This window comes from Autumnicola psychrophila (assembly GCF_031846645.1).
GTDB classification, from domain to species: Bacteria; Bacteroidota; Bacteroidia; order Flavobacteriales; family Flavobacteriaceae; genus Autumnicola; species Autumnicola psychrophila.
Map to the genome: position 1 here is coordinate 59,834 of NZ_JAVRHN010000007.1, position 19,065 is coordinate 78,898.

Here is a 19,065-nt window from a genome sequence, read left to right on the forward strand (position 1 = left end):
ATAGAATGAGTAATAAAAAAGCATTTGCATTGAGAGTGGATGAGGAGATGCTAAAAGCCATTGAAAAATGGGCTTCTGACGATTTTAGAAGCACCAACGGGCAGATAGAGTGGATGCTGAGCAAATCTTTAAAGGAAGCTAAAAGACACCCTAAAAATAAAACCCAAAAATAAAAAATGGCTTACAAAATCGTATTTTCAGACATAGATGGCACATTGCTGAATAGCAAAAGAATCCTATCTGACCACACCATAAAAATCGTAAAAAATATAAGTGAAAAGCTTCCATTCGTTCTTATATCTGCAAGAATGCCTGCGGCAATGCGGCACCTTCAGGATGATCTGGGTATTAAACATTATCCAATTATAGCCTATAACGGCGGTCTTGTTTTAGTGGACGAGAAACCTATTAGTTCTACTACCATTCCGTTAAATATTGTGGAAGACCTACATAACTTTAATGCTGAAATGGACTGCCATTTAAGCCTGTACCACAATGATGAATGGTATGTCCCCAGACAAGATAAATGGTCTGCCCGGGAAGAAACCAATACTAAGATTGCTCCCGAAGTAAAATCCAATGCAGATGTTATTACTAAATGGAAAAAAGAAGAAAAAGGTGCGCACAAAATCATGGCAATGGGCGCAGAAGAGAACATAGATAAAATAAGGGATTTCCTTACTGATAATTATGGCGATAAGCTCCATTTATACAGATCGAAATCAACATATTTGGAAATAGCCAACAAAGAAATATCCAAATTTTCGGCAATTCAATATTTATTAAAGGAGCATTACGGGTGCGATGCCAGGGATTGTATTGCTTTTGGAGATAATTATAACGATGTGGAGATGGTAAAAGGCGTTGGAATGGGAATAGCTGTTGCTAATGCAAGGAATGAAGTCCTGGAGGTTGCAAAAGTGGTTACCCATCCAGGAACCGAAGACGGTGTAGCCAAAAGTCTTATTGATATCTTTGAACTAAAGGATTTTTAAGCATCTAAAAACTTTATAAAGCCTCGATTAAAATTGTAATTTGCCACAGTAACCACAAATATTTAAATGGAAGAATTACCGGTCTTTACCAATGATGCTATCGTCTTTGGATTATTAATGATAGCCCTTGGCTTCGTTTTCTATACCTCATCTCAAAAAGAAGGTTTCTGGAAGAAATTTTATGCTGTAGTTCCCGCACTGTTAATGTGCTACCTAATCCCCGCCATATTTAATTCTTTGGGATTAATAGACGATTCTACCTCTAACCTTTATTTTGTATCCAGTCGCTTTTTGCTTCCGGCAGCGCTTGTACTTATGACGCTGAGTATTGATTTAAAAGCCGTATTTAACCTGGGGCCAAAAGCACTTATCATGTTTTTTGCAGGCACCTTGGGAATCATCCTTGGAGGACCACTGGCTATACTTTTATTTTCAGTAATATCACCAGAAAGCATTGGCGGCGCAGGTCCCGATGCGATCTGGCGCGGACTTTCAACAATTGCAGGAAGCTGGATAGGAGGCGGTGCCAACCAGGCAGCTATGTTAGAGATTTATGAGTACAATCCCGACCTCTACGGCGGGATGGTATTAGTGGATATTGTGGTAGCCAACCTCTGGATGGCTATTGTATTAATGGGAATTGGAAAAAATGAAAAAATAGACAATTGGTTAAAAGCTGATAATTCTGCTATTGAAGAACTAAAGAACAAAGTTTCCAATTATGCAGCAAGTGTCACGCGAAATCCTTCTCTGGCAGATTTAATGATCATGCTTTCTTTGGCATTTGGTGCTGTAGGTATTGCGCACTGGGGTGCCGAAGTTATTTCTGCATTTCTTTCGGCTAATTTTGAAGTTTTCACAGATAGCAAAAGTGCGTTATCCTCCTTCTCTTCCACCTTCTTTTGGATGATCACCATTGCCACTGCAATTGGGATTATACTTTCTTTCACGAAATTCAAGTCTTATGAAGGAGCCGGTGCCAGTAAACTTGGGAGTGTTTTTATTTACATCCTTGTAGCAACTATAGGCATGAAAATGGACCTGGGAAGTGTTTTTGATAATCCCGCATTAATTGGAATAGGCCTCGTTTGGATCACCATTCACATCATAATCCTCGTGGTTACAGCAAAACTCATTAAGGCTCCTTATTTCTTTCTCGCCGTAGGAAGCCAGGCAAATGTTGGTGGTGCAGCATCTGCTCCTGTTGTAGCCGCCGCTTTCCATCCTTCTCTTGCAACAGTTGGCGTGCTCCTTGCTGTATTTGGTTATGTAGTTGGAACCTACGGTGCAATTTTGTGTACAATTTTAATGCAAATGGCTTCCACCAGTTAGTATATACAGGAAATTTATAAGATATTTGCGCTCCAAAATTTATTGCTATTAACATGAAAAAAACAGGCCTTCTTTTACTATTCGTTCTTTGTATTACCGCATGCTCTGAAACAGAGAGCAATTTAACTGTAAGAGGAAAAATTGACGGACTTAAAAAAGGTACCGTGTATCTGCAAAAAATAGAAGACACTGTTATGGTTAATTTGGACTCTGTGGAAATTCAGGGTGATCCTCATTTTGTACTGGAAACCTATATAGAAAGTCCACAAATGATGTACCTGTACCTGGACAAAATAGATAATTCTGAATATGATGACAGGTTGGATTTCTTTGCCGATGCGGGTGAAATTACGATAAATACCAAACTGGAAAAGTTTGAAACCGCTGCAAAAATAGTTGGTTCGAAAAATCAGGAGAAATTGGTCGAGTATCGCAAAATAATGAAGCGATTTAACGACAGTAATCTCGATTTAATCAAATCCAGTTTTGAAGCACAACAGGCTCAGGATGAAGATAAGCTAATGGAGATAGACCAGGAGTATGATAAACTGCTAAAAAGAAAATATCTCTATACCGTTAACTTTGCTATTAATAATAAAGATTTGGAGATCGCTCCCTACCTTGCCCTTTCCGAAGTATTTGATGCAAATATTAAATACCTGGACACGATTTACAATTCTTTAAGCAAAGATGTAATAAAATCTAAATATGGTAAGGACTTAAAGAAATTTCTTAAGGAGAGAAGAGAGGAAATAGAACTTCAGGAAGAGATTGAAGAAGAATATGCCGGGGAAAATTCCTGATTTTTCACTCCTAAAAATTTCTTCCTTCGAAGTATTAGTATATATTTAAAAGTATTGGCAGGTCAATTTTCTAAATTTGAGAAAAGACTTGTATGACTTTTAAAATTCCTTCTGAAAACAACTACGATATAATTTGTGTAGGCGGTGGCATCATGAGCGCCACTCTGGCCCTAATGATGAAACTGCTGGAACCAAAAAGCAAGATCCTCATTCTAGAAAGACTTGAAAAAGTAGCCGAGGAAAGTACTGAAGCCTGGAACAATGCAGGAACCGGACATTCTGCCTTATGTGAACTTAATTATACTCCTGAAGGAGAAAATGGCAATATTCACGTTTCTAAAGCCATTAAGATTTTCGAACAGTTCGAAACCACCAAGCAATTCTGGGCTTACCTTGTTGGGCAGGGTTTTGTAAAGGATCCAAAGAACTTCCTGAGGTCTGTACCTCATCATAGTTGGGTAAGAGGAGAAGATGACGTAAAATTTCTTAAAAAGCGTTACGAAGCAATGAAATCTGTACCTTTCTTTGAAAGCATGGAGTTTTCTGAAGATTTCGAAACACTGAAAAAATGGTTTCCGCTTATCATGGAAAACAGAGACAGAAATGAGAAAATGGCAGCTACCAGAATGGAGTTAGGAACCGAAGTGAATTTCGGTAAACTCACCGAAAGATATTTTCATATCCTTCAGACACAATTTGATGTTCCTGTTCTTCGCGGCCATGAAGTTCTTGACATAGATCCGGAAAAAAAACAGGAATGGAAAGTGGAAGCAAAAAACCTAAAGACCGGGGAAAAATGTCATTATGATGCCGAACATGTCTTTATAGGTGCCGGTGGCGGAGCTTTACCTTTATTACAGAAGGTAGAAATTGAAGAAAAAGATGGCTACGGTGGCTTTCCGGTAAGCGGGCAATGGCTCTACTGCAAAAATCGTGAAATTATAGAGAAACATCATGCTAAAGTTTACAGCAAAGCGGGACCAGATGCACCTCCAATGTCCACACCACATCTGGACAGCAGGTTTATTGATGGTAAAAAAGAGTTGCTCTTTGGTCCTTTTGCAGGTTTCACCACCAAATTTTTGAAAGAGGGATCTAAACTCGATCTTCCAAAAACAATAAATATTGATAATATTCCTTCGATGTGGGGCGTTTTCTGGCACAATTTACCGCTCACGAAATACCTTATAAAACAGGTTACTATGGGTCATAAAGAACGGATGGAAGATTTAAGGGTCTTTGTGAAAGATGCAAAAGCTGAAGATTGGGACTTGCGAATTGCAGGACAGCGAGTCCAGATCATAAAAAGGGACAAAGAACAAGGTGGAATTTTGGAATTTGGCACGGACCTCGTGCACAGTACAGATGGAACGATAACTGCCCTTTTAGGTGCCTCACCGGGAGCATCGGTTGCAGTACCCATTATGATAGATGTGCTGAAGGTTGCTTTTCCTGAAAAGTTAAAATCTGCAAAATGGCAGGAAAAACTTTCAGAAATGGTGCCTTTCTGGAATAAAAATATTGAGAATAACATTGAAGAATTTCAGCAGGCACAAGCTAATTCTTCTAAAAAACTGGAACTGGACGTACTGCATTAGGCAGAAGGTTGATAATTGTCATTTTTCGCACTACGCCAGAGTCAGACGTATTTATAGGAAAAACGGTTTAGATATTGGCGTTTCTTTTAAAACCCTGTTTTACATAAAATAATCGAATGAAAAAATACTTATTACTATTAGCAGCATTTGGATTTTTATTTTTTACTTCATGTAGTGACGATACCGATGAAAACCCGGGTGTTGTGGGCACCTGGGTAGTAACAAATATTGAAACAGTTGCTCCAGTTAAAACCAATACATGTGACAGCCAGTCAACAATAACCTTTTATGGAGATGATACACTAAGTTCTTCACTTTACATCGAACTTAATAATTGTCAGGAAGATTCAGCCAAAGGTACCTGGTACAACGAAGAAGGTAACTACTTTGTGTATCTTGAAAATTCAGGGGAACTAGAAGGAACACTTCGCTTTAGAAATGCCAACAAGATTTCTTTCTTTACAGATTTTGTACTTGATGATCAAATCATACCGGCAACCTTTACACTGGAAAGACTGTAAATCAATTTTTACAATTTAAATATAAAAAAAGCCCCTCCAAAAAAGGAGGGGCTTTTACTTAAGAGCCGATGGAGGGACTTCCTTCGACTGCGTAGTAAAAAACTGCCTCCGCTCTGGACAGGCTTCTCGCCCTCACTAAAATGGAACAAAAAAGCCCCTCCAAAAATGGAGGGGCTTTCAAATAAGAGCCGATGGAGGGACTCGAACCCACGACCTGCTGATTACAAATCAGCTGCTCTAGCCAGCTGAGCTACATCGGCAAAAAACTACTATAAAGCGTTTACCTTTTCCACTAAAGCATTCGCCTTAGTTTCAAATTCTTTATTCACTTCTTTAAAATGTTTTTTATTATCTTCTACGTCCTTCTTGTTGATCTTTGCAATTAGGTCGTCAAAAGTAGCGATAGCTTCGTCTACGATCGCTTCAGATTTTGCAGGATCTTCTTTAGGATTGGCAGCCTGGTGAATATAAGCGGCATCTATAATATCGCCCATTACATTATTCACATCTCTTTTCAATACTCTTTTACTTGCCATTTTGAATAAATTTTCGGCTGCGAATTTAATCTATTTTTTGATATGCTAAAGAAACTACAGCACATTTTTTCTAAAAAATATTATTTCATTTTCTCCAGGGCGGTTAATGCTTCAGGAATATGCCGCGTTGCATTCATACTATTAAACTTATAACGCAATATTCCCTGCATGTCAAAGATAAAAGTTTCCCTTCCCGGAATCATTCCCAGCAGGTTCGGCTTTACACCAAAAAGATCCCTTGCCGTTTTATCTTCATCTGAAAGAAAAATAAAAGGTAAGTTGTACTTAGAAATAAATTTTTGATGAGACTCTTCAGAGTCTGCACTTATTCCTATTACCTCTGCTCCCAACTCCTTAAAATCCTCATACTTATCCCTGAAAGAACAAGCTTCTTTCGTACAGCCGGGGGTGAAATCCTTCGGATAAAAATAAACCACAAAAGGCTGAATTCCTTTAACTGAAGAAAAATCGAAAGTATTACCATTCTGATCCTTTAATCCGATTTCCGGAATACTGTCGCCAACTTTAAGTGCCATATTATTTATTCTCCTTTATAAGTGACAAAATTACGCGGAGTCTCATAAAGTGTAACCATCAGTTCAAGGTCCTCCCTTAGATTATTCCGGAGTTTGTTCCAGATTACCACGGCAATATTTTCTGCAGTAGGGTTAAGTGTTCTAAACTCTTCCACCTCAACGTTTAAATTTTTATGGTCAAAAGGCTGCTCAACTTCAGTATAAATTAGATCTTTCAAAACTTTAAGATCCATCACAAAGCCTGTTTCAGGGTCTATTTCTCCGGTAACAGAAACCGTAAGCTCATAATTATGACCATGGTAATTAGGATTGCTGCACTTTCCGAAAACTTCTTCATTTTTCGCATCATCCCATTCTTTCCTGAAAAGACGGTGGGCAGCATTAAAATGTGCTTTTCTATGGACGGTTAACCTCATGATTTTATATGTGAATAATACTTATCGAATATTATTTTAAACCATTCGGTATATATTTCAGGATTCTGTTTCATATCCTTCTCTACATCCTCAAGGCTAATCCACTTCCAGTCTGCAACTTCATCTGGATTCAAATCTGGTTCTCCTTCAAATTTCCCAACCAAAATATGGTCGAATTCATGCTCTGTCAGACCATTGTCGAAAGGGGCTTTATATATAAATGAAATGGTATCTTTTAAATCTGTCGAGAAACCCATTTCTTCCTGGAGACGTCTTTTTCCAGCCTGTATATTTGTTTCTCCCTCGCGCTGGTGGCTGCAACAGGTATTTGTCCATAAACCGGGGGAATGGTATTTTGAAAGTGCACGCTGCTGAATCATGGTCTCTCCCTTCTCATTAAAAACGAAAACTGAAAATGCCCTGTGCAAAAGCGCCTTTTCATGAGCTTCAATCTTTTCCATAAGACCAACCTGCTCATCCTTTTCGTTAACTAAAATAACCTTTTCCTTTGCCATTTTTTCTATTGAAAATCAAATGTACAAAATAGCCAATACCTTTACCAAATAAGTTTTTTCAGGTATTACTACTTTGTGTTTTGTTTAAGTCGGCCGGAATAGAGAGAGCAGTCTATGGATAGAATAAATTCTGATCGCCTATTGATTTCATGCTGCTTTTCGTTACAGGGAACACCGTTTATGCAGTCATTCATAATTTCGGTTTCACCATAACCGCGACCGGAAATCCGTTTTGGATCTATACCTTTCTGCAGGAGATAATCCTTTGTCACTGCTACTCTTTCTTCAGAAAGTTTTAGATTATAATCGTCATCTGCCCTGCAATCTGTATGAGAACGAACATCGATGAGCAATTCGGGATAATCATTCATAAAACCTACAATCCGGTCCAGTTCCTTTTTTGCTTCCGTCTTAATTTCAGCTTTATCCAGGTCGAAATGAATGTGATTCAGCTTTAATAATTTTGCCAAATCGTCCCCTACCCTGGCAGCAATTACCGACTCCTGTGCATTTTCATTATCAAATCTTACGAGATTCTGTTTTCGTTTTACTTCCGCAGCATAAAAACTCCAATTAAAAAAGGTACGCATCGCCGCAATATGTTGTTCTGTATCACCAAAAATACTGTGCCCGGCCTGGTACATTACCAGTCCGTTTTGCTTATTATCAAAACCATGACCGTAAACAACAATGGCGGCTTCCGCTTTAGTTAAAGAGGGATTATCAGGCGCCGAAGGATCCATTACAATTTTCTTTACTCCGTATCTCCATAAATTTCTATTTCTCGGATAAAAAACCCGCTCAGATCCATTTAAATATGCATTATCTGAAATTCCTAAATATTGGGAAACAGGATCTGCAGGTTGTAAATGAGTGTATGGTGGCGTAGCGTGGCGATGTTCATGATACGGAATTAAACCCGCACTGGCAGCTCCTGCAAATCCTGCTGAAAGAAAATTAAGCTGAATTGGTTTTTTGTCAGCGCCTACTTCTTCTATTCCCACCAGGTTTTCCAATTGACTTCCTGCATGGCAACCGGCCCAGATCGCACCTTTGTAATTGCGATTCCAGTAATAAAGATTATTATGGGTTTCAAATTTTGGCTCCGCATGCGGCATCACAAAAATATCATCGCACACTCCAAGTTCTGTTGGGTTTTTCCAATTTGCAGGATTACTACCACCGAAGGCTTCCGCAGGAATTTCTGCAGCTTCAAAAAATGGAAGTGCAATATTTCCGTTTTGCCTGTCCAGCGTCCATTTTGGTGCGACAGAAAGAGTGGTGAAAATTGGCAAATTCAGGTTTGAAACTGCAAACTTCCCAACCACTCCCTTTTTTTGCCAGTTTTCGATCTTCTGTTTTACTTCCTCAGTGATGTAAGAAACCGGGACAACAAAAGAGCTGCCTCTAAATTCAATACTATCATGAATAAAATCAACTCCGTCCTTCTCTTTTTCGGGATTTATGACCCATTTTATCTCTACCGACTCGTTTTTCAGCAAATCATGCAGTAAACCATACGGTTTTAGCGCATTAGAAGACGTCTGCGGCCTTACGCCCATGTTTACCAGGTAAGAACCTGCTGCAATATGTTCCATTTGCGTCTGTGCAGAAGATATCCGCGGAAAAATTACAAGTAAAATTCCCAATATCAGTAATTTATATTCTGAAGAAATCTTCATAAGCCCCAAATGCTCAACCTGAAAGTTACGGACTTTTAAAAAAATGAAACCCGAAAAATGCCAATTATCGACCATAATTCCGCAGAGAATTAGGATCTCAGTTCTTCGAAAAATTCCTGAAAGAATAGTACTTTTGCGCTTCAATTATCAATAGATGAAGAGTTTTCAGAAAGAAATAAAGAGAAGAAGAACTTTTGGTATTATTTCTCACCCAGATGCCGGTAAAACTACCCTTACAGAGAAACTTTTGCTCTTTGGAGGTGCAATTCAGGAAGCCGGTGCAGTAAAATCCAACAAAATTAAGAAAGGTGCCACGAGTGACTTTATGGAAATTGAGCGGCAGCGTGGGATTTCTGTAGCTACTTCTGTTCTTGCGTTTGAATACCGGGACATTAAAATTAATATTTTAGATACGCCCGGTCACAAGGATTTTGCTGAAGATACTTTTAGGACGCTCACTGCGGTAGACAGCGTGATTGTTGTGATTGACGTTGCCAAAGGTGTTGAGGAACAAACTGAAAAACTCGTTGAAGTTTGCCGTATGCGGAATATTCCCATGATCGTTTTTATAAATAAAATGGATCGTGAAGGGAAAGATGCTTTTGAACTTCTTGATGAAATTGAGCAAAAACTGAACCTCACCGTAACTCCGCTGAGTTTCCCAATCGGGATGGGTTACGATTTTAAAGGTATTTATAATATCTGGGAACAGAATGTAAACCTATTTACAGGCGATCCCAGGAAAGATATTGAAGAAACTGTAGAAATTTCTGATCTTGCTTCTGAAGAACTTAATGAGCTGATTGGCGATAAAGCTGCCGATACGTTAAGAGAGGAACTGGAATTGGCGCAGGGCGTTTATCCTGAATTTGACAAGGAGGCGTATCTTGCCGGAAGGTTGCAGCCCGTTTTCTTTGGATCGGCTTTAAATAATTTTGGTGTTCGGGAACTTCTGGATTGCTTTATTAACATTGCTCCTACACCCCGTCCAAAGGAAAGCGACGAAAGATTGGTTGAACCTGATGAAGATAAATTTACCGGATTCGTTTTTAAAATCCACGCCAATATGGATCCCAAGCACCGTGACCGACTTGCTTTTATAAAAATTGTCTCCGGAAAGTTTGAAAGAAACAAACCTTACCTACATGTAAGACATAATAAGAGCCTTAAGTTTTCGAGTCCGAATGCTTTTTTTGCTGAACGAAAAGAAATTGTAGATGTCTCTTATCCGGGTGATATTGTGGGTTTACACGACACCGGAAACTTTAAAATAGGTGATACCTTAACTGAAGGTGAAAACCTGATGTACAGAGGAATTCCAAGTTTTTCTCCAGAACATTTTCGCTATATCAATAACGCCGATCCTATGAAATCCAAGCAACTGGAAAAAGGAATTGACCAGTTGATGGACGAAGGTGTTGCACAATTATTTACTTTGGAGTTAAACGGAAGGAAGATTATTGGAACTGTTGGAGCACTTCAGTTTGAAGTTATTCAGTATAGATTAGAACACGAATACGGAGCGAAATGTACTTATGAAAACCTGAATGTCTATAAAGCTACCTGGGTAGAAGCAGACAATCCGAAGAGTGAAGAATTTAAAGATTTCAAGCGGGTAAAATCGAAATTCCTGGCCAAGGACAAACAAGGTCAGCTGGTATTTTTAGCCGATTCCCAATTTTCGCTGCAAATGACTCAGCAGAAATATCCAGATATTAAATTTCACTTTACTTCAGAATTTTAAAAACAACAGCGTGCGGATTTATAGGGTTTAATTTCCTATTTTCGATCCAAATGTGAAAACTATGGATCAACTGAATGAGCTTATTGCGGAATTTGCTTCGCTTGTATGGGGTTTACCTCTGGTTATTTTGCTCATCGGCGGCGGATTATATTTGCTGATCCTTTCACGATTTCTGCCTTTCCGGTATTTGGGACATTCTCTGGATTTGCTTCGGGGAAAGTATGATGACCCTAACGCTCCTGGAGAAATTAATCATTTTCAGGCGCTATCCACAGCGCTTTCTTCCACTGTAGGAATGGGAAATATTGCCGGCGTGGCGGTTGCGATTGCATTAGGAGGCCCGGGAGCTGTTTTCTGGCTTTGGATAAGCGCAATTGTAGGAATGTCTACCAAATTTTTCACTAATACCTTAGCGGTAATGTACCGCGGAAAAGATACTGAAGGAAACATCCAGGGCGGCGTAATGTATTATATAATGGAAGGCCTGGGAAAAAGCTGGAAGCCGCTGGCTGTGTTTTTTGCGATAGCGGGACTGGTGGGAGCTCTGCCGGTTTTTAATGTGAATCAATTAACCCAGGCGATAAATTCAATTTTACTCGAGCCACAAGGAATTGAAACAGGATTTATGTCTAATCTCATTATTGGAATTATCCTTACAATAATCACTTCCGCAGTAATTCTTGGTGGACTTTACAGAATAAGCCGTACGGTTTCTAAGCTGGTGCCTGCAATGGTTGCTGTTTATTTTGTAGCTGTTCTTGTAATCCTTTTTATAAATCTTGAGGAACTGCCGCGTTACCTGGGGCTCATTTTTACTGATGCTTTTGCTGCGGAAAATTATAAGGGAGAGCCACTTTTCGGCGGAATTATAGGCGGATTAATGATCCTGGGAATACGAAGAGGGGCTTTTTCAAATGAGGCGGGAATTGGAACCGCTACGATGGCACATGGTGCAAGTAAAACTTCAGAACCCGTTCGGGAAGGCCTGGTTGCTATGCTTGGACCAGCAATAGACACTTTGGTCGTTTGTACGCTTACAGCTCTTGCTATTCTTGTAACCGGAGTGTGGCAAAGCAGCGATGCCAATGGAGTTAGCCTTACCGCAGCAGCTTTCAGAAATTCCATTCCGTATGTCGGAGATTATGTTTTACTGTTGTGCATCGCGGCATTTAGTATTTCCTCACTTTTTTCATATTCCTATTACGGAACAAAATGCCTCAACTTCCTCCTGGGAGCCGAAAACAAGCATTACTACAATTACTTTTATATATTAAGCATTCTGGTTGGCGCCACAACTTCCCTGAGTATGATGATCAATTTAATTGACGGATTTTTTGCGTTGATGGCCATTCCAACAATGATCTCCACTCTAATCCTGGCACCAAAGGTAATGAAGGCTGCACGGGTTTATTTTAAGAAGTACCTGGAATAGATTTTATAAACCCGACATGAGCAGAAATTGCCATTCGACAGGTTAACTGCTGAATTCTATTCAATGCTCAAAACAGGAGGCTCTAAATTGGCAATTATCGCTCTGGATTTGGGTTTTAAAAAGAAATGGCCTTCGACAGGTTCAGGCTGACAGCAATTCTAGGTATCTCCTTAAAAGACTCCTTTAGATACTCACCTACACTACTTCCTCTTCTACCACTGAAAATATTTTTAATTTTTTTCCGGTTACCTTCTCAAATAATTTTGATTTACGCAAAGTGCCCCAAATCTCCAGCTGAGGATCACTAGCGGTAGTTATAAGAAGTGTAACTTCTTCATTATCCTTTTTAATTTCCAGTTCCCGCACATTTTGATAATGGCTGCGATCCAAACCATCTGCAACACGTAACAGTGCAGAAAGCTTTTTCACCCGATTTCGCAAGTTCTTATCAAGATCCTTATATCTTTTATGCCGCTTGTGCGGAGTTGACCTTCTATGATAGCGTGCGACATTCGCCATCAGGTTAATTTCATCTTCTTTAAAACCAAGCAAATCTGAATTTCGGATTAAGTACAGCGCATGTTTGTGGTGTTTTCGGTGAGAAATATAGTAACCAATGTCATGCATAAGACTGGCGTATTCAAATAGTTCTCTATCTGAATCTGCTAACTTCAGATCTTTCTGAAATTCATCAAATAATTGCAGTGCGAAATTGGTTACATGAGTGCAATGCTGCTCCGGCCAATCACATTTATGCAAAAGCTCATATACACTTCTCTTACGTGGATCAGGGAAATGACGTACTAATTGCAAATTAAGCTGGTCTCTTTCCTTATCAATAAAATTAAGGATCATTCCCTCCCGCAAAGCGGACTCTGAAATTTTCACATTATCGATCTTAAACTCCTCAATCATAAATTTAAGAAGGACCATTCCGGGATTGATAATGTCCAGCCTTTTTTCTTCAAGACCTTTCTCCTTTGCACGTTTTTCGATATCCAGCTTGATGAAATGGTCGTAAAAATCCATAAATTCCTGAGAATTAAACTGAAGCTCATTAAGAGTCATTTCTGCAGTAATAGCGTTACGTCCTGCAACCATTTCGCCAATATTTTCCATAGTTCCCGAAGATCCTACAATTGTATTTACATTGTATTTTTTCAGGTTTTGAGAAACTTCGCTAAGCTCTTTCCTAAAATGCTCATTTAATGCTGCAATCTCTTTTTCTGTTATGGGATCAGAATTTATAAAACCTGCTGCCATCCTGGCAACTCCAAGTTTTAGACTGGTAAAATAAACCGATTCATCTTTATTTCCGATGATAAATTCAACACTACCTCCTCCTATATCCACCATGAGCACCATTTCTTCGGTAAGTGAAATTCCATGCTTCACGGCATAAGCGATCATTTCGGCCTCCATTTTTCCCGAGATTGCTCTCGCTTTAATACCTACTTCATCTATTATTTGCTGAATAAAATCTCCGCCATTTGCAGCTTCCCTAATAGCACTTGTCGCATAAGCAAGAATCTGCTCTACATTTTGACGATCACATAAGAACTTGATCCTTTTTAATGCCTCGAGGCCTCTTTCCATTGCCTCTTCACTCAGGTAATTATCCATTCCCTTTTCGCCAAGTTTCACCATCTCTTTGAGTTTATCTACGGTGCGAAAACTACCATCCGGATAAATATCCACTAAAACAGCATGAAAAGAGTTTGTTCCCATGTCTATAGCTGCGATGCGCTTTGTTGGTTCTGAATTTGATGTACTTTCGTTCATATTTTATTGATTTCTTTAGCTGAAGTGTAGAACAGGACAGCGTCTTCTTCTAATTTACGGAATTTGAACTTATTTAAATAAGTATTACGGGATGCTTCTGCTAAATTTTTATCTCTGGTTGATTTTCACAATAAAGTTTACGGCTGAAAATGAAAATTTGACTGTCGCTTTTTAGGCCTAAGGAAGGGTTGACCGAAATTTGGCATTTTTAGATGAGAATTTTTGCAGGCTTAGCGTGAAGTGAAGATGTGAGTCTAATTTTTTTCAGTTTTAGAAGGGTATTTTCGACATTTTTTTCAGCTAATGATTTTTTGCAGAAGAAAAAGATAAAGTAGTAAAACAGGAAAACCCCGCAGATTCGAATTTGCGAGGTTCTAAGTGCATGCCGAAAATTGGCAATTATCGACCATCAGTCAATTACTTTTCTTAAGCCTGTCCCGTTGGGCCAAAATTTAAAGGAAGGGGAGCCTTTTCGTAATCCTTAATTTCTCCGTGTGCTTTTTCAAATCGCTGTACATTATCTGCGAGGGCTTTTAAAAGTCTTTTCGCATGTTGCGGAGTAAGAATGATTCTGGATTTGACTTTATTCTTCGGTTTTCCCGGCATAATATTGACAAAATCCACCACAAATTCTGAAACAGAATGGTTGATAATTGCCAGATTTGAGTAGATACCTTCAGCTACATTTTCATCCAGTTCTATATTGATTTGTCCTTTTTTCGGCTTTTTTTCTTCGCTCATAATATTAAAATTTTCATGTCATATAAAAGTACAAAAAATCCCGACGAAGGCCGGGATTTGATGTATAGTAAAAAAACAGGGCTACAAAACTGCAGCCCTGAAATTCTGTATTAATTATAATTTACTTCCTGCTTTTTCTCAAGCATCTGGTCGAATTCTTCTTTAGAACCAACAATAATGCTATCATATTTACGCATTCCCGTACCTGCAGGTATTCTATGTCCTACAATTACGTTCTCTTTTAATCCTTCAAGATTATCTATCTTACCACTCACTGCAGCTTCGTTAAGTACCTTGGTAGTTTCCTGGAAGGAAGCAGCCGAGATAAATGATTTTGTCTGAAGTGATGCTCTGGTAATACCCTGAAGAACCGGAGTTGCCGTTGCAGCAGTCACGTCTCTTGCAGTCGCAAGATTCTTGTCTTCTCTTCTAAGAATGGAATTCTCATCCCTTAGTTCTCTTGGAGAAACAATTTGTCCCGGTTTAAGATTTTCTGAATCACCCGCATCTTCCACGACCTTCATTCCGAAAATTTTATCATTTTCTTCAATAAAGTCAGCTTTGTGTACAAGTTGGTTTTCAAGGAAAATAGTATCTCCCGGATCCTGAATTCTTACTTTACGCATCATTTGACGTACTACTACTTCAAAGTGCTTATCGTTAATCTTCACACCCTGTAGTCGGTAAACTTCCTGAACTTCATTCACAAGATACTGTTGTACAGCATTTGGTCCTTTAATGTTCAGGATATCTTCTGGTGTAATAGAACCATCAGAAAGCGGCATACCTGCACGAACATAATCGTTCTCCTGAACAAGGATCTGGTTAGAAAGTTTTACAAGGTACTTTTTAACTTCTCCAAGTTTGGATTCTACGATAATCTCGCGGTTACCACGCTTAATTTTTCCGAAGGAAACAACACCGTCAATCTCACTAACCACAGCAGGATTTGATGGGTTACGAGCTTCAAATAGTTCGGTTACCCTTGGAAGACCACCTGTAATATCCCCTGCTTTAGAAGATTTACGTGGAATCTTAACAAGAATCTTACCTACACCTATTTTCTCTTCGTTATCTACCATAAGGTGAGCCCCAACCGGAAGGTTGTAAGAACGAATTACTTCGTCTTTTTTACCTAGAATATGAAGTGTTGGAATAAGTTTCTTGTTCCTGGATTCAGAAATAACTTTTTCCTGGAAACCTGTCTGCTCATCAATTTCAACCTGATAAGTCACACCTTGTTCAACATTTTCATACTTGATCTTACCGGCAAATTCTGAAATAATCACACCGTTGTATGGATCCCATTGGCAAACAATATCACCTTTAGAAATTTCAGCACCGTCTTCAATAAAGATCTGAGAACCATAAGGAATGTTGTTATTACTCAATACCACTCCTGTTTTCTTGTCCTTGATCTTAAGTTCTGCAGTACGTGAAATCACGATATCTGAAGTACTACCATCTGGCGCTTCACCTCTTACCACTTTAAGGTCTTCAATTTCAGCAATACCGTCAAGCTTAGCTATAAGTTTATTTTCTTCTGAAATGTTACCTGCAATACCACCCACGTGGAAGGTACGCAATGTAAGCTGAGTACCTGGCTCACCAATAGACTGAGCGGCCACAACACCTACAGCTTCACCTCTTTGAACCAATTTGTTGGTGGCAAGGTTTCTACCGTAACAGTTCACACATATTCCTTTCTTCGCTTCACATGTAAGCGGGGAACGTACTTCTACGCTCTCAATAGGAGCTTCGTTTATCTTCTTAACTGCAGCCTCTGTAATCTCTTCGCCCGCTGCAACTATTAGTTCCTCTGTAGACGGATTTTGAACATCCTGTAAGGAAATACGTCCTAAAATACGTTCTCCAAGAGATTCTACGATTTCTTCATTTTTCTTAAGTGCGCGTACTTCCACACCTCGTAATGTTCCACAATCTTCATCATTTACAATAACATCCTGTGAAACATCTACCAGACGACGGGTTAAGTAACCTGCATCGGCAGTTTTTAGTGCAGTATCGGCAAGACCTTTACGTGCACCGTGAGTTGAGATAAAGTACTCAAGAATTGAAAGCCCTTCCTTAAAGTTAGAAAGAATCGGGTTTTCAATAATTTCACCACCACCAGAACTGGATTTCTTAGGCTTAGCCATCAGTCCACGCATACCGGTTAACTGACGAATCTGCTCTTTAGAACCACGGGCTCCGGAATCAAGCATCATATATACAGAGTTGAATCCTTGCTTATCTTCACGGATTCGCTTCATAGCCAATTCAGTCAATCCTGCGTTGGTAGAAGTCCAGATATCGATTACCTGATTATAACGTTCGTTGTTGGTAATAAGTCCCATGTTATAGTTACCAATAATACCTTCAACCTGTTCGTTGGCTTCATCGATCATTGCCTGCTTCTCTTCAGGAATAATAATATCCCCTAAGCTGAAGGAAAGTCCACCACGGAATGCAAATCCATATCCAAGCCCTTTGATACTATCAAGGAACTCAGAAGTTTCAGGTACACTTGTGATTTTAAGGATATCCCCAATGATCTCACGCAAAGTTTTCTTTGTAAGTACTTCGTTAATGAAACCAGCCTTTTCAGGAACAGATTCATTAAATAGTACTCTACCAACAGTTGTTTCTATAATCTGGTAAACCAATTCACCAGCTTCATTGAAATCTTTCGCACGAATCTTGATGCCGGCGTTAAGATCTACTTTCTTCTGGTTATAAGCTATAATAACTTCTTCCGTAGAATAAAAAGTAAGGCCTTCACCTTTCACCTTTTCTTCATCGGTAGATTTCTTAAGTTTGGTCATATAATACAGACCCAGAACCATATCCTGAGATGGTACCGTAATTGGTGAACCATTGGCAGGGTTAAGAATATTGTGAGAAGCCAGCATTAACATTTGTGCTTCCAAAATAGCCTCTGGCCCAAGCGGAAGGTGAACCGCCATCTGGTCACCATCAAAGTCGGCATTAAATGCCGTACACGCCAATGGGTGCAACTGTATCGCTTTACCTTCAATAAGTTTCGGCTGGAATGCCTGGATACCTAAACGGTGAAGCGTAGGAGCACGGTTAAGTAATACAGGGTGTCCTTTAAGAACATTTTCAAGGATATCCCATACTACAGGCTCTTTTTTATCTATAATTTTCTTTGCAGATTTTACAGTTTTTACAATCCCTCTTTCAATAAGTTTTCTGATCACGAAAGGCTTGTAAAGTTCTGCTGCCATATTCTTCGGAAGACCACACTCGAACATTTTTAGTTCTGGTCCAACCACAATTACCGAACGTGCTGAATAATCCACACGCTTACCAAGTAAGTTCTGACGGAAACGCCCTTGCTTACCCTTTAATGAATCTGAAAGCGATTTCAAAGGACGGTTAGAATCGGTTTTTACTGCTGAAGATTTTCTTGTATTATCAAACAGAGAATCTACTGATTCCTGAAGCATACGCTTTTCGTTACGTAAGATTACTTCAGGAGCTTTAATCTCCATTAATCTCTTAAGACGGTTATTACGGATAATAACCCTTCTGTAAAGATCATTTAAATCTGAAGTCGCAAAACGTCCACCATCAAGTGGCACCAAAGGTCTAAGTTCTGGTGGAATAACCGGAACAACCTTCATTATCATCCACTCCGGATTGTTTTCCCGGTTCTTGTTTGCATCACGAAGTGCCTCCACAACCTGAAGTCTCTTAAGCGCCTCAGTTTTACGCTGCTTTGAAGTTTCGTTATTTGCTTTATGTCTTAGTTCGTAAGAAAGTTCATTAAGATCAATTCTTCTAAGAATCTCAATAAGACATTCGGCTCCCATTTTAGCGATAAACTTATTTGGGTCGTTATCTTCGAGGTATTGATTTTCCTGAGGAAGGCTATCCAGAACATTCAGATATTCTTCTTCAGTAAGGAAATCCATTTTCTTAAGTGGATCACCTTCTTCATTCTTGGCATTACCAGGTTGGATTACTACATACCGCTCGTAGTAAATAATCATATCCAATTTCTTGGAAGGAAGCCCAAGCAAGTAACCTATTTTATTTGGTAAAGAACGGAAATACCAGATATGTGCTACAGGAACTACCAAATTAATGTGCCCCACACGATCTCTACGCACCTTCTTTTCTGTCACCTCTACACCACAACGGTCACAAACGATCCCCTTATAGCGAATTCTTTTATACTTTCCACAGGCACATTCGTAATCCTTTACAGGACCAAAAATACGCTCACAGAACAATCCGTCACGCTCTGGTTTGTGCGTACGATAATTGATAGTTTCCGGCTTAAGAACTTCACCACGGGATTCCGCAAGGATTGACTCGGGAGAAGCTAAACCGATAGAGATCTTGTCAAATCTCTGTACTGTATTCTTATCATTATTTCTAGCCATAATAAATGCTGCTATCTAAT

Annotated in this window: 16 protein-coding genes and 1 tRNA gene; 8 read left to right on the plus strand and 9 right to left on the minus strand. The window is 39.3% G+C overall.

The annotated features are described in order from the left end of the window. The first annotated feature begins 5 nt into the window (after window positions 1-5). The 6 genes from RM541_RS10405 to RM541_RS10430 all read left to right on the plus strand — a co-directional run bounded on the left by RM541_RS10405 (window position 6) and on the right by RM541_RS10430 (window position 5,249). Entirely contained in the window at window positions 6-173 is a 168-nt protein-coding gene (locus RM541_RS10405) for a type II toxin-antitoxin system antitoxin (RefSeq protein ID WP_311496178.1), read from the plus strand. 3 nt (window positions 174-176) lie between these two features. After that, window positions 177-995 (plus strand): HAD family hydrolase, encoded by an 819-nt coding sequence (locus tag RM541_RS10410; RefSeq protein ID WP_311500099.1) that lies wholly within the window; start codon window positions 177-179, stop codon window positions 993-995. A gap of 66 nt (window positions 996-1,061) precedes the next feature. Beyond that, window positions 1,062-2,327 carry a DUF819 family protein gene (locus RM541_RS10415; RefSeq protein ID WP_311500100.1) on the plus strand — a complete coding sequence of 422 codons (1,266 nt, stop codon included), beginning with the start codon at window positions 1,062-1,064 and terminating at the stop codon, window positions 2,325-2,327. Between the two features lie 53 nt (window positions 2,328-2,380). After that, on the plus strand, window positions 2,381-3,130 hold the full coding sequence (locus RM541_RS10420) for a DUF4369 domain-containing protein (RefSeq protein ID WP_311500101.1): 750 nt from the start codon (window positions 2,381-2,383) through the stop codon (window positions 3,128-3,130). A 92-nt stretch (window positions 3,131-3,222) separates the two neighbouring features. Further along, window positions 3,223-4,728 (plus strand): malate dehydrogenase (quinone), encoded by a 1,506-nt coding sequence (mqo, locus tag RM541_RS10425; protein WP_311500102.1) that lies wholly within the window; start codon window positions 3,223-3,225, stop codon window positions 4,726-4,728. 116 nt (window positions 4,729-4,844) lie between these two features. Continuing rightward, the gene (locus RM541_RS10430; protein ID WP_311500103.1) at window positions 4,845-5,249 is read left to right on the plus strand and encodes a lipocalin family protein; all 405 of its coding nucleotides are present in this window, start codon (window positions 4,845-4,847) and stop codon (window positions 5,247-5,249) included. 186 nt (window positions 5,250-5,435) lie between these two features. On the opposite strand, the gene RM541_RS10435 is transcribed toward RM541_RS10430, so the two are convergent. From RM541_RS10435 to RM541_RS10460, 6 genes are all read right to left on the minus strand, one after another. Beyond that, window positions 5,436-5,509: transfer RNA gene (locus RM541_RS10435), tRNA-Thr, on the minus strand. A gap of 9 nt (window positions 5,510-5,518) precedes the next feature. Next, on the minus strand, window positions 5,519-5,785 hold the full coding sequence (locus RM541_RS10440; RefSeq protein ID WP_311500105.1) for a hypothetical protein: 267 nt from the start codon (window positions 5,783-5,785) through the stop codon (window positions 5,519-5,521). A gap of 80 nt (window positions 5,786-5,865) precedes the next feature. Further along, the gene (locus RM541_RS10445) at window positions 5,866-6,321 is read right to left on the minus strand and encodes a peroxiredoxin (protein WP_311500106.1); all 456 of its coding nucleotides are present in this window, start codon (window positions 6,319-6,321) and stop codon (window positions 5,866-5,868) included. A gap of 5 nt (window positions 6,322-6,326) precedes the next feature. Next, the gene (locus RM541_RS10450) at window positions 6,327-6,737 is read right to left on the minus strand and encodes a 6-pyruvoyl trahydropterin synthase family protein (RefSeq protein ID WP_311500108.1); all 411 of its coding nucleotides are present in this window, start codon (window positions 6,735-6,737) and stop codon (window positions 6,327-6,329) included. Then, window positions 6,734-7,252 (minus strand): isopentenyl-diphosphate Delta-isomerase, encoded by a 519-nt coding sequence (idi, locus tag RM541_RS10455; RefSeq protein WP_311496170.1) that lies wholly within the window; start codon window positions 7,250-7,252, stop codon window positions 6,734-6,736. Before idi ends, RM541_RS10450 begins: the two co-directional genes overlap by 4 nt. A gap of 68 nt (window positions 7,253-7,320) precedes the next feature. Further along, a complete protein-coding gene (locus RM541_RS10460) occupies window positions 7,321-9,009 on the minus strand; it encodes an OmpA family protein (protein ID WP_311500109.1) in 1,689 nt (562 codons plus the stop codon). 79 nt (window positions 9,010-9,088) lie between these two features. Here RM541_RS10460 and RM541_RS10465 point away from each other — a divergent pair, with 79 nt between their 5' ends. Then, a complete protein-coding gene (locus tag RM541_RS10465; protein WP_311500110.1) occupies window positions 9,089-10,678 on the plus strand; it encodes a peptide chain release factor 3 in 1,590 nt (529 codons plus the stop codon). A gap of 61 nt (window positions 10,679-10,739) precedes the next feature. Then, window positions 10,740-12,110: an alanine/glycine:cation symporter family protein gene (locus RM541_RS10470; RefSeq protein ID WP_311500111.1), complete on the plus strand. Its 1,371-nt coding sequence runs from the start codon at window positions 10,740-10,742 to the stop codon at window positions 12,108-12,110. A gap of 195 nt (window positions 12,111-12,305) precedes the next feature. Here the strand turns inward: RM541_RS10470 and RM541_RS10475 are convergent, their stop codons facing one another. The 3 genes from RM541_RS10475 to rpoC form a co-directional block, all read right to left on the minus strand. Next, a complete protein-coding gene (locus RM541_RS10475; protein WP_311500112.1) occupies window positions 12,306-13,892 on the minus strand; it encodes a Ppx/GppA phosphatase family protein in 1,587 nt (528 codons plus the stop codon). Between the two features lie 426 nt (window positions 13,893-14,318). Then, entirely contained in the window at window positions 14,319-14,633 is a 315-nt protein-coding gene (locus tag RM541_RS10480; RefSeq protein ID WP_311496165.1) for a DUF3467 domain-containing protein, read from the minus strand. 110 nt (window positions 14,634-14,743) lie between these two features. Further along, window positions 14,744-19,045 (minus strand): DNA-directed RNA polymerase subunit beta', encoded by a 4,302-nt coding sequence (gene rpoC / locus RM541_RS10485; protein WP_311500113.1) that lies wholly within the window; start codon window positions 19,043-19,045, stop codon window positions 14,744-14,746. Window positions 19,046-19,065: the final 20 nt, after the last annotated feature.